The organism is Exiguobacterium sp. s28, from assembly GCF_018618135.1.
Lineage (GTDB): Bacteria > Bacillota > Bacilli > Exiguobacteriales > Exiguobacteriaceae > Exiguobacterium > Exiguobacterium mexicanum_A.
In genome coordinates, this window is the sequence record NZ_JACSLL010000002.1 from 163,130 (window position 1) to 175,934 (window position 12,805).

The following is a 12,805-nucleotide window of genomic DNA, read 5'->3' on the forward strand; positions in this document are numbered from 1 at the left end:
CTTTCAAACGATTAATACATCATCTCGCGTGCGATGCCGATCGTGAACAAGACGAAGTGGGCCGGGACGAGCAACAAAAACAATAGGCGCCACCCGTGCACGAACATCTTCGAATAGACGACATCCTCATGACGCACCCGCTGCCAAATAGCGTTGGCAGGGAAGATGGCGGCACAGACGGCTAGCAGCAGCCAGAACACATCGACCCCGACAATCGCCTCGAGCAAAATCCCACACGCGTAGAACCATAGGACCACGCCGGCATCACAGACGAGTTTGAACGTATTAACCGATTTCGGCATAATTTTTCTAAGTATCATATACACCATAAACCAAATGACGAGTGGAAATGAAACGATATACACTAGCACGATACGCTCGCTCCTAAAATTAATTTTTGTAGGACGGGAATGACGGTTAACGTGATGCCTCGCTCGTCGGCCCGTTTCAACAGCGGTGTCAAGATGGCGTCGACCTCGGTCTGGCGCCCTGCTTCGATGTCACGTAACATGGAAGAGCGGTTATGGGCCGTTTTTTCAATGATGGTCTCGATATATGTATAAGGCACGTGCCGGTCGAACAATGTGGACAATTCCGCATAGACGGCATCAGCGATGTCACGGCAAGGCGGCGAAGCGACCTCACCATTTTCGACACGACAGAGCGCTGTGATCGGATTGATGATCGCGTTCGCGAATAGCTTCTCGGTGACGACTTGCTCGATGTCTGCTTCCCAGACGACATCGAGTGGAGATGCGTTGAACGACATCTCTTCGAGCGAGCCGAGGCTGCCAATCCGGATGCGCCCGAGCCCGGTATGCTGGAGCCGGTCGCCATCGCGGCTCACGCCATGTTCGACCACGCCGAGATAAAACCCTCGTTTCCGTGCGTAGTCGAGATGGGCAATCCCGTTCGAACAGATGAAGACGGGCACGTCCCCTGACAATCGTTCCGTCGCCGCCTCGACCTGGTGTGCTTTCGTCGTCACAAAAAAAACGTCCTGCTCCGACTCGACGAGTGTCGTCACCGGACAAAGGCTTACATGAGCCGTCCCGTTCGTGACGCCGATTCGTTCGATCGTCACGGTCGTCGCCTCGTCGACACGGCCATAGAGCGTCACCGTGTAATCCGGTTCGAACAGCGAAGCCATCAGCATGCCGACGGCGCCGTTCCCGATAATCCCAATTCGTTTAATCGGCTTCATTGCCATCCCTCCACGTCTAGTCTGCACTCAAAAGTTTACCACAATCTGTTTCCACGACCCAAAAAGAAAAAAAGAAGCGATCTCCGAGGAGACCGCTTCTTTTCGCATTATTTGCTTGTTACTTCTTTACCGTTGTAGTGTCCGCAAGATTTGCATACACGGTGAGAAAGCTTCATTTCGCCACAGTTCGGGCACTCGTTCATACCAGGTACGTTGAGTTTGAAGTGAGTACGACGAAGACGTTTGCGAGTTTTCGACGTTCTACGGAATGGTACTGCCATCGTTGTCCACCTCCTTGAAAAGTTAGCCGTTCTCGTCCTCTTTTTTAGAGAACAAGTCGGCGAGGCCCGCGAGGCGCGGGTCAATTTTTGGTTGGTCGTCCGGCTGCTCGTCAATGACGGACCAGCCTTCTCCTTCAACCTGAGTTTTGTCTGTTTCGTTCCCGAAAACTTGCATCGGGACGTCTAACATGATGAGCTCTCTTACGATTGGTCGCAGATCAATCGTATTTCCTTCTGGCAAATTGACATCATCGAATTGCTCCGTATAACGCCCATTCTCCAAAAAGAAAGGCTCGAGCGATTCAATATCAAATTCATAGATGACATCGTCCAACGTACGCGCATCTGGCAACGTCAGGTCACCTTGAACCTTCAAATTGAATGTAACTTGATTAGATGTGAACGACGCATCCCCGTGCACATGCACCGGGCGAATCGAACGGATATCCGGATGGAGCTGAGTAAGCTCTGGTAGTTCGACCATCTCATCGATGGCAAAACTGTCACCCTGGTTTCGTAGCTTAAGTAGCTGTGCAATAGACCACTTCATCCGAATCACCTCAATTGCAACAATATGAATTATAGATAGGCCAACTTGTTTTGTCAATGTTTTTTCTTTACACTAAAATCAGTTGACGACGGCGCTTTGCCAAAGCGTACTTATCCATCTTACACCAATCCAATCGACAATGCAAAGGAGTAATTTTATGCGAAAAACGGCCATCATCGCTGAGTACAACCCGTTCCATAACGGGCATCTCCATCAAGCTAAACGAGCACGGATCGAAACGGGCGCCGATGCCGTCATCGCCGTCATGAGCGCCCAGTTCACCCAACGCGGGGAACCGGCGGCGTTCGACAAATGGAGCCGCGCGAAAGCGGCCGTCCAGACGGGCGCGATTGACCTCGTCGTGGAACTGCCGACCCGTTACGGGGTACAACGTGCCGACCGGTTCGCAAGCGCCGCCGTCGCCATCGCCGAACGCATGCAGTGCCAAACGCTGTCGTTCGGAAGCGAGAGCGGAGACATCACAGCCGTGAGACGGGCCGCGGCCGCAAACATCGAGGCGACGCCAGCTTATCAGACGGCACTAAAAGAAGCGCTTGACCAAGGACGATCCTCGGCCAAAGCGTCGAGCGAGGCGTTCGGTGCGCTCTATCCCGATTTCGACTTGACGCTCCCGAACAATATCCTCGCCTATCACTATGCGAAAGCGGCGACGACGATCGAGCTCCATACGATTCGTCGCCTCGGTGCGGGATACCATGACCCAAGCGTCTCAGACGTCATGTCGGCCACGGGGGTGCGCGGCCACTATTTGGAGACAGGTATGGTCCGGGCCGTCCCTGACGCCACGAGAGCCCTGTTTGCGGACGTGTCGGTGGCACACTGGTCACTCTATTGGCCCGTCTTGCAGTACAAGTTACGGACGACCCCGAAAGATGTGCTCGACCAACTTGTCGGCATCGACAGTTCGTTATCACCGCGTTTGATTCAAGCCGGTCTCGAGCCGACGTTCGAGCAGGCGCTCGCTCGACTGTTGACGAGACGCTACACTCGGACCGCCATTCAACGTGCTCTCGTCTCTGTGCTCGTCCATTGGCGCCGCGATGAGCTGCCAGAGCGTTTCGATGAGGTGCCTTACGTCCGCCCGCTCGCATTCAACGCGATTGGACGAACCGTGTTGAAAGGCATAAAAAAAGACGTACCGCTCATGAGCAAGTACCATCCTGACCTTGCGTTCGAAGCTCGAGTGACCGAGGCGTATCGCCTTCCTCTCGGAAATCGGTCACTCGTCGAACACGTACAAACCCCTCAATTCATTGACTCCAAATAATCGATGGCCTCCTCGACCGTCTTGACCGGAACGACTTTGATGTCACTGTCTAGGCGGTCGAGCGATTCCATCGCCTCATCGTAATTTGATCCGTCCGGCACGAAGAAAACCGACGCACCGGCCCGATCGGCGGCGACGATTTTTTGCCACGCCCCGCCGATTGGTCCCACGGTCCCGGTCTCATCGACCGTGCCGGTACCGGCGATCACAGCCCCACCTGTCAAATCACCCGGTGTCAACTGATCAAAGATTTCAAGCGTGAACATAAGACCGGCCGAAGGTCCTCCGACGTTCGTCAGTTCGAACGAGACTTCCGGGACTGTGCGCACGTCTTGAATCGGTAACGGTTCATAAATCCCGAGACCGACCCGGTCGCCGGTCCGGTCGAGCGGCTGGATAAGCGTATCGACCTCAAGCTCCCGTTCATCCCGTTCGAGCGTGACGGACACTTCATCGCCGGCTTCGAACGAAGCGACACGTTCGATGAAGTCGAGACGCGACGCGAACGACTGGCCGTCGATGGCGGTGATCACGTCACCCGGTTTCAAGACGTTCGCCGCGAGCGACCCGCTGATTGGGGCGGAGACATACATCCCTTCGAACGAAACCGTCACGTCGGCGTCCGCCAACTCATAGGCGTATTGAATCGCCGCCTGCTGGGACGATGCCATCAACAGTTCTTGTCTTCGCTCGTAGTCTGCCTCCCCTTCTCCCTCATACAAGTATCGACTGGCCGGGCTGGCATCGGTGAACGGTGTGAACCAACTGCCGACGAGCCAAAGCGGAGTCGCCCGACGTTGCGAGATGGTCACCATCTGTAGCTCGCCGGGTTCTTTGTCCCCGCCTTCGACCGTCATGAATTCTTCAATCGTCGTTGCTTCCCCCGGGTAGGTGATGTAATACGGGAGCGGCACAAACAAGAAAATCAAGACGGCCACGAGCAACCCGAAGCCGATTTTGAGCGACTTCATTGCCCCTGGCTCACTTTATACTTTTGACGCAAGGCGTGCTCGACTTGTTCAGGGACGAGTTCAGCGACGGACGCCCCGTATTTGGCGACTTCTTTCACGATTGACGAGCTTAGGAACGAATATTGGCTGTTTGTCATCATAAAGAGCGTCTCCACGTTCTCATTCAACTTTTTATTGATGGATGCGATTTGAAGTTCATATTCAAAATCAGAGACGGCCCGCAGCCCACGGACGATCGTTGCCGCCTCACGCTTCGCTGCATATTCGACGAGCAATCCCCCAAACGCGTCGGCGGTGACGTTCGGCAAATGCGTCGTCACTTCACGGATGAGCGACAGGCGCTCTTCTACATTAAACAGTGGTGCCTTGCTCGAATTTTCGAGCACGGCGACGATGACTTCGTCGAAGATGGCTGCCGCCCGCTCGATGATATCTAAATGGCCGTTCGTAATCGGGTCAAAGCTCCCCGGGCAAATCGCGATACGTTTTGACATGTTCTCACTCCTCGGTCGCCGCATACTCGTAGAAGCTGATCGTGATCACGTCCGAGTAGCGCTGCACCTTGATTTTTTCCAACTGCCCGACCTGATCCGGTAACGTCACATCGCTGCCATGTTCGCAGACGACGACCCCGTTGTCCGTCAATAGTCGGTTCGACTCAATGATGTGTAAAAACGGCACATGTTCTTCCGCATGATATGGCGGATCCATAAAAATCAATTTAAACGGCTGTCCTTTTAAGACGAGTTGGTCGAGGACCGACCGGGCGTCTTGTTGCAACACCGTCGCTTTTGACTCATAGTGTGTCGTCTTCAAATTGTCTGTGACCGTCTGGATCGCCTTTCGTTGCTTGTCGACGAACACGGCATGGTCACATCCCCGTGACAACGCCTCAATCCCTAACCCGCCGCTCCCGGCGTATAGGTCAAGCGCATCTCCCCCGGCGAAATAAGGGCCAATGATGTTGAATAATGATTCTTTCACTTTATCTGTCGTCGGTCGTGTCGCCGACCCCGGGACCGCCTTGAGTCGGGTCCCTTTTCGTTCTCCTGAAATCACTCGCATCTCCGTTCTCCTTCACCACAAAAGATGAAGGCGGTGCCGCCTTCATCTTTGTGTTATTTCTGCTTCGATTCGTACGTCTCCGCGACGAACGGCCGCTCACTGCGGACGACCGCTTCGACGAACGGCAACGCGCTCACTTGTTCGAGAATCGCCTCATGTCCATCGAGGTCGGTATACAAGAAGGCGTACTTCTCCCGCTTTGACACGTAATACAGGTTCGCATAGCGACGCAACGCCTTCACTTGCTTCAACGATTGGACGTAGACGACGAACCCGATTCGACCATTCAACTCAAACGTCTCAGATGGCACATCCACAGCTTCCGCCTCCACAACTTCCTCCGCCTGAACATCCGCCTTCATCGAAGAACGGGTTTCCGGTCGGGACTTTGATTTTTGGAGAAACCGAGAAGGCCAACAGCTCACTCACTTCCCCGAGCAGTTTATCTAAACTGCGTTCCGCTTTTTTAAATGCGGCCACTTCTGGCTGGACATCGAGACGCCGTTTGACGAGATGCATCTCTTTTTTAATGCGATCGTGGTCCGGGTGATGTTTCCCGAACCGCTGTACGTACTCGTAATCTTCTTTCATCCGCAAGAACTCACGTTCCACGAGGCGCGCTTCCTCCGATTGGGCTCGCGCTTGTTTCGTGGCGATATATGTTTGGAACGACTCGCTCGCTTCAATCAAATCGGCTAACGATTCCGTTTGATCGAGCAGGGCGATCGTCTGTTCAGTAATAATCATGGCTTTCACCCTTTCTGCCATGATTTTAACACATTTGATTCCCTCTGTAAGCAATCGGCTTTATAATTGAACGTGACTGTCAAGCGTCCAACCAGAAAGGAAGTGAACAGGTGCATCCGTGCACCTCGCTATGAAAAAAGTCTCATTTAACATGATTCGTTCGGCCGGCATCAAGACCGACTATGCGAAACCTGAATATTATTACGACCAGCTCGATAAAGTAAGAGCGGCCGACCTCGTCTTGTTCCCTGAATATTGGATGGTCAACTCGATCATCTACGGACTGAATAAACCGATTTTCCCGTCCCCGGCCACGTATCACCTCGGGCACGATAAGATTGAGATGACGCGCGCCTTCAAGGCGACGTTCCCGCACCGCATCCCGAAGACGCTCATCTACGGGAAAAACCCTTACACGATTGAGCGCGTCTTGGAAGAGTTCGAGTACCCGTTCGTCGCCAAGACGGCCAAGTCGTCGATGGGACAAGGCGTCTGGCTCATCAAGCATGAACAGGACTGGCTCGAATACGTCGACAAGCACGAGACGTTCTACGTCCAGCAATACATCCCGAATGACCGCGACCTGCGGATCATCGTCATCGGTGAAGAAGTCGTCGGTTCGTACTGGCGCGTCAGCGAAGCGTTCTTGAACAACGTCGCCCAAGGTGCCCACTTCTCGTATGACGACATCCCGGAAGACGTCGTCGCGGAAGTGCTCGACATCGCCAGGACGCTTCACATCAATCACGCTGCCTTCGACGTCATCGTCGCGGACGGTGAATTTTACATTTTAGAGTTCAACGTCTTCTTCGGGTCGGAAGGGCTCCTGCCGCTCGGTGTGAGGCTTACAGACAAGATTGCCCACTACCTCGACACCCAGGCTTGAGGCGTTCATCTTTTTTTCACAATTTGAACACACGTTATTCCAAGAACGTTTTCGAATATGATATGATGACATATGAGGTTTATTAGGGAAAAGGGGGATTATGATGAAATTTGAGCAGTTCCACATCGAGGGAAAAGAGATCCGCTTCGGTTTGCTCGAGACGATCATGGATCATCATCATTTCATCCGTGAAGGCGCTTGGGACTATGAGCGTGCAACGTATGACATGAAGTACGAGAAACAATCGACAGGCGAGACGTTCTACCTTCGCTTACCGGTATATGCGATTGAAGGACAAATCGAGGACCGTCATGCGGTCGTTAAAATGTTGACACCGATTCTCGGAAAACATTACTACCCGCACGGCGTCGAGTACGACGAAGAGTTCCCGGAAGAAATCGTCCGTGATTGCGAGCGTCGTCTTGCCGCACTCGCTGAGACACTCGAAGTAAAACCCCTTACATAAGCGAAGGGGTTTTTCTTTTGTGCGCTCAAAAAAATGGAGAACCCGGCTGGGGTTCTCCATTTTTTATACTCCGATGACGTTGAGCGTCACATCGACCTGTCCGAGCAACAAGTCGAACTGATCGCGCACATACCGATACAAGCGTTCAGCCTCGACGAGCGAGACGGGTGCGATGATTTGATAATCGTATTGCTCTTTCGACAGAGACACGACTTTCACTTCACGCAATCCGAATTCGATCGCACTGCAAGCGATCAAATCCTCGATCGCCCGTTCGGCAATCGTCACATCTCCGTAGGAATAATCATTTCCGATGACAGCCATCGTATCATTCATCTTCTTCACTCCTTTTCTGCCGCGAGTACTAACACGTCCTCCATAATGGTTTCGATGTCGACAGGTTTTTCTCCTGCCGTCGCCATTTGGGCGACCGCGCGCACGTCATGCTTGCGATCGATGATATACATCGTCGTCGCATGCGTGACGAGGCCACTGTTCGCTTTCGAATAGTAGAACTGAAGCTGACGCGTGATACGGTCGATGTCGGCTTTGTCTCCGGTCAACATCTTCCAGCCCGTCGGTTCGGCTTGGAACGCCGCCCCGTAGTTCTCTAAGACGGGGACCGTATCGACTTCCGGGTCGACCGTGATGGCGACGAGCTCAACGTCCGTCCCGTATAGATCGTTCGCTTTCAGCTCTTGCTCGAGCTTCATGAAGTCGCGCAACGTGAGCGGACAGATGTCCGGGCAGTTCGTGTAAAAGAACGTGACGATTTTAACTTTACCGTTGTCCGAATTGTACGACTGACCGTCGAGCGCGTTCGTCAACGTGAACGGGGTCGGCTCTTGGATGACGGGCAAGTCCTCTTCTTTAAAGAATAAGAAGTACGAGGCCACGCCGATTGCCACCAAAATGGCGACCGTCAAACCGACCGTCATATAGCTATTCCGTTTCATCCTCTTCCCCCTCTCTCGATTCACCCACCGATAATGGCACGGAAGACGTTCGTCGTCTCACCTGGGTCATAGGCGACGTAGAGGAGGACGTATACCGTCACCCCTGTGATCGCCGTGAAGAACCAGACGACCGAAGCTTTCGGTCCGATTTTCCGGTGTTTCTCGACTTTGTTTTTATAGCCAAGGTAAAGCGTGATCAAGCCGAGGACCCCGCCTGTCGTCGCGAGTAAGATATGGAAGATCATGAACGCCAAATAGTATGGCTTCACTGAATCAGGTCCGCCGAAAGCGGTATTGCCGACAAAAATCGTACGCGAGACGTAAAGAATGAAGAATGTTGTCGCGGCAATCGCGGCAGCCGTCATGACTTTTTTATGTTTGTCGACGTTGCGACGATCACGCGCGATAATCGTCCATCCGATTGCGACTAAAATAGCACTAATGACAATGAATGTCACACTGATCAAGGCAAGATAGTTCATCGTAGTTTCCCCTTTGACTTAGTTCATTTTTTCTCTTTTGGTTCTTGCGGTGTGAACGACATGCCTTCATCGAGCGCAAGCGATTTTGTCCGGCGCACCCAGCCGAAGAACGTCCAGCCGAAGAAGAAACCGTAGACAACTTCTTGACCGAGCTTCATCAATACCCCACCGAAGCGTTGGTCTTCAAGGGCGCTGTTCGTCGCGCCCATGAGCGCGTTCAAATCAAGGCCGGATACGTCCCCGTTCGGCATACAGTAGCCGAGCACGGTCGCAAACGTTTCTGCGTCTGTATAGGCGTCATACAAGATGCCTTGGCTGAAGATGATGAACGCACACGCCGGCGTCAACAACACGCCGTTGGCGATGATGTATACCATCCGCTTCAAATCAGACATGCCTTCCTCTTCTTCCGAGAGGAATGGTGCAATGACCGGATACCACATCGTCAAACTGAAGACGACGAGAGCGCCGTGGAAGATGCGGTGCACACCATAGTTCGTCAACACGTAGTCAAAAATGAATGGCATATGGTAGAACGTGAATAATGCATTGAACAAAACGAGTGCGATCAAAGGTTTTGTCATAAATTTGAGCGTCGGCCCAATCACCTTATAGCTAAATAATTTTTCAAACACCCAATATGGCATCCCGTACACGACGAGCGCCGGTGCGAGCACGTAGACGAGCACCATCTGTAACATATGCACCGAGAAGATGATATGCGCGAGCACATCGACCGGGCTACCGAAACCGATGTAATACAATAAAATAGCGGATAACATGCTGAACTTTTGTAGCAACGTGGTCGACTCGTACCCTCGCTTCGCCATGCTCTCTGTGACGACCGCATAGAGGACGTACAACCCTACCATCAACAATCCGAACCATGGACTCCAAAGCGTCGTCCAATCGAACTGTTTGAGTAGCTCTGATGTATTCCAGAGCATCCCTTCACCCCTTTTCTTTCTCTCCCAAACCGATGAAACCGTTCACTTCAAGATTACTATTCCTTTATTTTTGAAGTAAAGCAAAAAGGACTGAATCATCTATGTTTCCACAGATGTTCAATCCTTTGTCACATTTACCAAATGAGCAAGCGAAGGGCCGCGACCGTGATGATGGCGACAAAGATACCGAGCCACATCATTCCGACGATCCACGTGTTGCCACGGTTGTTCATATGCATGAAGATATAAAGTTGCAAGAACACTTGGATGATGGCGAGGATGATCAAGAAGCCACCTGCCGCCCACACCGGCATGAGTTCAGCGTATACGGCACCGAACGCGACGAATGTGAGCAAAATCATCATCGCGAAGCTAATCAACTGAAGTTGATACTCGCGTCTTGATTCGGCTTTTACTTCAAGCTCTAACTGTTTGTGCGTTTCGTTCATTGGTTGTTTTTCCATATTAGCTCACCATCCCTAAGAGGTAGACGATTGAGAAGATGAAAACCCATACGACGTCGATGAAGTGCCAGTACAGGCTCGACACGTAGAACTTCGGTGCGTTGTACACATCGATTGGACGGTTCCAGTTGCGAATCAACAGCGTCGTGATCCAAAGGAGACCGAACGTGACGTGAGCGCCGTGGAATCCGACGAGCGTATAGAACGCAGATCCGAACGCGCTCGATGTGAACGTGTGACCGATGTGGTAGTAGTGGATGAACTCATAAATCTCTGCTCCAAGGAATCCAGCCCCGAGGAGAAGCGTGACGACCAACCAAAACTTCATGCGGCCTGGATTGTTCGCTTTCATGTTCATCATGGCGAGAACACTTGTGAGCGAACTTGTGAGGAGGAGCATCGTCATTAAGAAGACGAGCCCCATCTCAAAGATATTGTACGAACGAAGTTCCTCTGGCGCACCAGAGTTCAGTAGACCGACGTACGTTCCGAATAGCGTGGCGAAGAGAACAGTCTCTCCACCGAGGAAGAACCAGAAGGCCACATATTTATTTTTCCCTTCCAGCGTGGCTTTCTCTGGATTGGCCGGAATACCGGTCACCGGGTGTTTTTCGACTGCATGTGCCATTTATTGGTCTCCTTTCTCACGAATCGCTTTCAAATCCGCTTCAATCTGTGATTTTGGAATATAGAAGCCATGGTCGTCGATCCATGAACGGAGGAACATCGACACGAATGTGATGAGTAATCCGATCACGATGAGTGACCAACCGACAACCGCGTTATCAATTTGGAAGATCGCTCCAAGTCCGGCGATGAAAAGACCGAGTGACATGAAGAATGGAATCAACGAGTTGTTCGGCATGTGGATGTCTGCTACTGGTTCAGCAACAGAGACCCGTTTGTTGCCCGCCATTTTCTCGAGCCAGAACGTATCGAGACCTTTGACGAGCGGTGTTTGTGCAAAGTTGTACTCTGGTGTCGGTACAGGAAGCGTCCACTCAAGTGTACGTCCATCTTCCCAGTGGTCTGGCTTGACGCGTTGCTTCGACAAGAATGCCTTGACAACAGCGACGAGCAAGATGATTGTCGATACACCCATGAAGAAGGCACCGATCGTCGACAGTAAGTTCATCGTCTCAAACCCTTGGTTAGGAAGGTATGTGAAGACGCGGCGTGGCATCCCGAACAATCCGAGGAAGTGTTGCGGGAAGAACGTCAAGTGGAACCCGATGAAGAACAACCAGAACTGCCAGTAGCCAAGCTTCTCAGAGAGCGCTTTGCCGAACATGAGCGGGAACCAGTAGTAAAGTCCTGCGAATAGACCATAGACAACCCCACCTACGATAACGTAGTGGAAGTGAGCGACAACAAAGTAACTATCGTGATATTGATAGTCGGCCGGTGCGACCGAAAGCATGACCCCTGTCATCCCCCCGACGAGGAACGATGGAATGAATGCGACCGAGTAGAGCATCGCGACGTTGAACTTGATTTGTCCGCCCCATAGCGTGAACAACCAGTTGAAGATCTTGACCCCTGTCGGAACGGCGATGGCCATTGTGGCGACAGCGAAGATCGAGTTGGCGACCGGTCCGAGACCGACCGTGAACATATGGTGGACCCAAACCATGAATCCGAGGAAACCGATGAGCATCGTTGCGAAGACCATCGTTGTGTAACCGAACAGACGTTTACGAGCGAATGTCGGAATGATTTCCGAGAAAATACCGAACGCAGGGAGTATCAAGATGTATACTTCCGGGTGTCCGAAGATCCAGAAAAGGTGTTCCCAGATGACGACGTTACCGCCGGCTGCCGGATCAAAGTAGACGGCACCGAACAAGCGCTCGAACATCAACATGAACAAGCCGACTGTGAGCGGCGGGAACGCGAAGAGGATCAACGCCGAAGCGACGAACGTCGTCCACGTGAAGAGCGGCATCCGCATGAGTTTCATACCTGGTGCACGCATGTTCAGAATCGTGACGAGGAAGTTAATCCCGGCCATGAGTGAACCGAAACCTGAGATTTGAAGACCGAGGGCATAGAAGTCGACCCCTGACGCTTCAGGTTGTGTCGAGAGCGGCGCGTACGCCGTCCACCCTGCGTTCGGTGCAGCGCCGAAGAACCAGCTAAGGTTCAGCATGACACCACCGAAGAAGAACAACCAGAAACCAAGTGAGTTAATGAACGGGAACGCGACGTCGCGTGCCCCGATTTGTAGCGGTACGACGGCGTTCATAAATCCGAATAGCATCGGCATGGCCGCTAGGAAGATCATCGTCGTCCCGTGCATCGTGATCAATTGGTTGAACGTTTCGCCGCTGACGAAGTCGTTCATCGGACGAACGAGTTGCCAACGAATAAGTAAAGCTTCAATTCCACCGAGAAGGAGGAAGAAGATTCCTGAGAACAAATACAAAATACCGATTTTTTTGTGGTCAACCGTCGTAACCCAATCCATGATGCCATTGTATTTACGCGGTTGCTGCATA

Annotated in this window: 19 protein-coding genes; 3 read left to right on the forward strand and 16 right to left on the reverse strand. The window is 52.3% G+C overall.

Annotation, left to right across the window (positions count from 1 at the left end):
* Positions 1 to 11 precede the first annotated feature (11 nt).
* The 4 genes from KNP78_RS03170 to KNP78_RS03185 form a co-directional block, all read right to left on the reverse strand.
* Entirely contained in the window at positions 12 to 371 is a 360-nt protein-coding gene (locus tag KNP78_RS03170; protein ID WP_084592783.1) for a DUF3397 domain-containing protein, read from the reverse strand.
* Positions 365 to 1,204, reverse strand: a complete 840-nt coding sequence (locus KNP78_RS03175; RefSeq protein ID WP_214823262.1) for a 2-dehydropantoate 2-reductase — start codon at positions 1,202 to 1,204, stop codon at positions 365 to 367. Before KNP78_RS03175 ends, KNP78_RS03170 begins: the two co-directional genes overlap by 7 nt.
* A gap of 107 nt (positions 1,205 to 1,311) precedes the next feature.
* Complete coding sequence (gene rpmF / locus KNP78_RS03180; RefSeq protein ID WP_015881300.1) at positions 1,312 to 1,485, reverse strand: 50S ribosomal protein L32; 174 nt, start codon at positions 1,483 to 1,485, stop codon at positions 1,312 to 1,314.
* Positions 1,486 to 1,507: 22 nt separating this feature from the next.
* Positions 1,508 to 2,035 (reverse strand): YceD family protein, encoded by a 528-nt coding sequence (locus KNP78_RS03185; RefSeq protein WP_034777064.1) that lies wholly within the window; start codon positions 2,033 to 2,035, stop codon positions 1,508 to 1,510.
* Between the two features lie 157 nt (positions 2,036 to 2,192).
* On the opposite strand from KNP78_RS03185, the gene KNP78_RS03190 reads away from it, so the two are divergent.
* Positions 2,193 to 3,323 (forward strand): tRNA(Met) cytidine acetate ligase, encoded by a 1,131-nt coding sequence (locus KNP78_RS03190; protein WP_214823263.1) that lies wholly within the window; start codon positions 2,193 to 2,195, stop codon positions 3,321 to 3,323.
* Here the strand turns inward: KNP78_RS03190 and KNP78_RS03195 are convergent.
* Genes KNP78_RS03195 through KNP78_RS03215 form a run of 5 tightly spaced genes read right to left on the reverse strand, consistent with a single transcriptional unit; the run spans position 3,302 to position 6,106 of the window.
* Positions 3,302 to 4,294 carry a SepM family pheromone-processing serine protease gene (locus KNP78_RS03195; protein WP_214707387.1) on the reverse strand — a complete coding sequence of 331 codons (993 nt, stop codon included), beginning with the start codon at positions 4,292 to 4,294 and terminating at the stop codon, positions 3,302 to 3,304. The genes KNP78_RS03190 and KNP78_RS03195 overlap by 22 nt on opposite strands.
* Positions 4,291 to 4,788, reverse strand: a complete 498-nt coding sequence (gene coaD, locus KNP78_RS03200) for a pantetheine-phosphate adenylyltransferase (RefSeq protein ID WP_034777061.1) — start codon at positions 4,786 to 4,788, stop codon at positions 4,291 to 4,293. The genes KNP78_RS03195 and coaD overlap by 4 nt, the downstream gene beginning before the upstream one ends.
* A 4-nt stretch (positions 4,789 to 4,792) precedes the next feature.
* Complete coding sequence (gene rsmD / locus KNP78_RS03205; protein WP_034777060.1) at positions 4,793 to 5,359, reverse strand: 16S rRNA (guanine(966)-N(2))-methyltransferase RsmD; 567 nt, start codon at positions 5,357 to 5,359, stop codon at positions 4,793 to 4,795.
* A gap of 53 nt (positions 5,360 to 5,412) precedes the next feature.
* The gene (locus tag KNP78_RS03210) at positions 5,413 to 5,676 is read right to left on the reverse strand and encodes a DUF2129 domain-containing protein (protein WP_021067029.1); all 264 of its coding nucleotides are present in this window, start codon (positions 5,674 to 5,676) and stop codon (positions 5,413 to 5,415) included.
* A complete protein-coding gene (locus tag KNP78_RS03215; protein ID WP_034777059.1) occupies positions 5,660 to 6,106 on the reverse strand; it encodes a YlbF/YmcA family competence regulator in 447 nt (148 codons plus the stop codon). Before KNP78_RS03215 ends, KNP78_RS03210 begins: the two co-directional genes overlap by 17 nt.
* 151 nt (positions 6,107 to 6,257) lie before the next feature.
* On the opposite strand from KNP78_RS03215, the gene KNP78_RS03220 reads away from it, so the two are divergent.
* Entirely contained in the window at positions 6,258 to 6,992 is a 735-nt protein-coding gene (locus KNP78_RS03220) for an ATP-grasp domain-containing protein (RefSeq protein WP_251128433.1), read from the forward strand.
* A gap of 103 nt (positions 6,993 to 7,095) precedes the next feature.
* Complete coding sequence (locus tag KNP78_RS03225) at positions 7,096 to 7,458, forward strand: YugN family protein (protein ID WP_214823264.1); 363 nt, start codon at positions 7,096 to 7,098, stop codon at positions 7,456 to 7,458.
* 63 nt (positions 7,459 to 7,521) lie between these two features.
* Here KNP78_RS03225 and KNP78_RS03230 read toward each other — a convergent pair whose 3' ends face one another.
* The 7 genes from KNP78_RS03230 to ctaD form a co-directional block, all read right to left on the reverse strand.
* Positions 7,522 to 7,794 (reverse strand): hypothetical protein, encoded by a 273-nt coding sequence (locus KNP78_RS03230; RefSeq protein WP_128122992.1) that lies wholly within the window; start codon positions 7,792 to 7,794, stop codon positions 7,522 to 7,524.
* A 5-nt stretch (positions 7,795 to 7,799) separates the two neighbouring features.
* A complete protein-coding gene (locus tag KNP78_RS03235; protein ID WP_034777051.1) occupies positions 7,800 to 8,414 on the reverse strand; it encodes an SCO family protein in 615 nt (204 codons plus the stop codon).
* 20 nt (positions 8,415 to 8,434) lie between these two features.
* Entirely contained in the window at positions 8,435 to 8,896 is a 462-nt protein-coding gene (locus tag KNP78_RS03240) for a DUF420 domain-containing protein (protein ID WP_034777049.1), read from the reverse strand.
* A gap of 23 nt (positions 8,897 to 8,919) precedes the next feature.
* Positions 8,920 to 9,843 carry a cytochrome c oxidase assembly protein gene (locus KNP78_RS03245; protein WP_034777047.1) on the reverse strand — a complete coding sequence of 308 codons (924 nt, stop codon included), beginning with the start codon at positions 9,841 to 9,843 and terminating at the stop codon, positions 8,920 to 8,922.
* 134 nt (positions 9,844 to 9,977) lie between these two features.
* Positions 9,978 to 10,307, reverse strand: coding sequence for a cytochrome C oxidase subunit IV family protein (locus KNP78_RS03250; RefSeq protein WP_034777045.1), 330 nt, complete (start codon positions 10,305 to 10,307; stop codon positions 9,978 to 9,980).
* Between the two features lies 1 nt (position 10,308).
* On the reverse strand, positions 10,309 to 10,935 hold the full coding sequence (locus tag KNP78_RS03255; protein ID WP_214823265.1) for a cytochrome (ubi)quinol oxidase subunit III: 627 nt from the start codon (positions 10,933 to 10,935) through the stop codon (positions 10,309 to 10,311).
* On the reverse strand, positions 10,936 to 12,804 hold the full coding sequence (ctaD, locus tag KNP78_RS03260; RefSeq protein WP_214823328.1) for a cytochrome c oxidase subunit I: 1,869 nt from the start codon (positions 12,802 to 12,804) through the stop codon (positions 10,936 to 10,938). It lies immediately after the preceding gene.
* Between the last annotated feature and the right edge of the window lies 1 nt (position 12,805).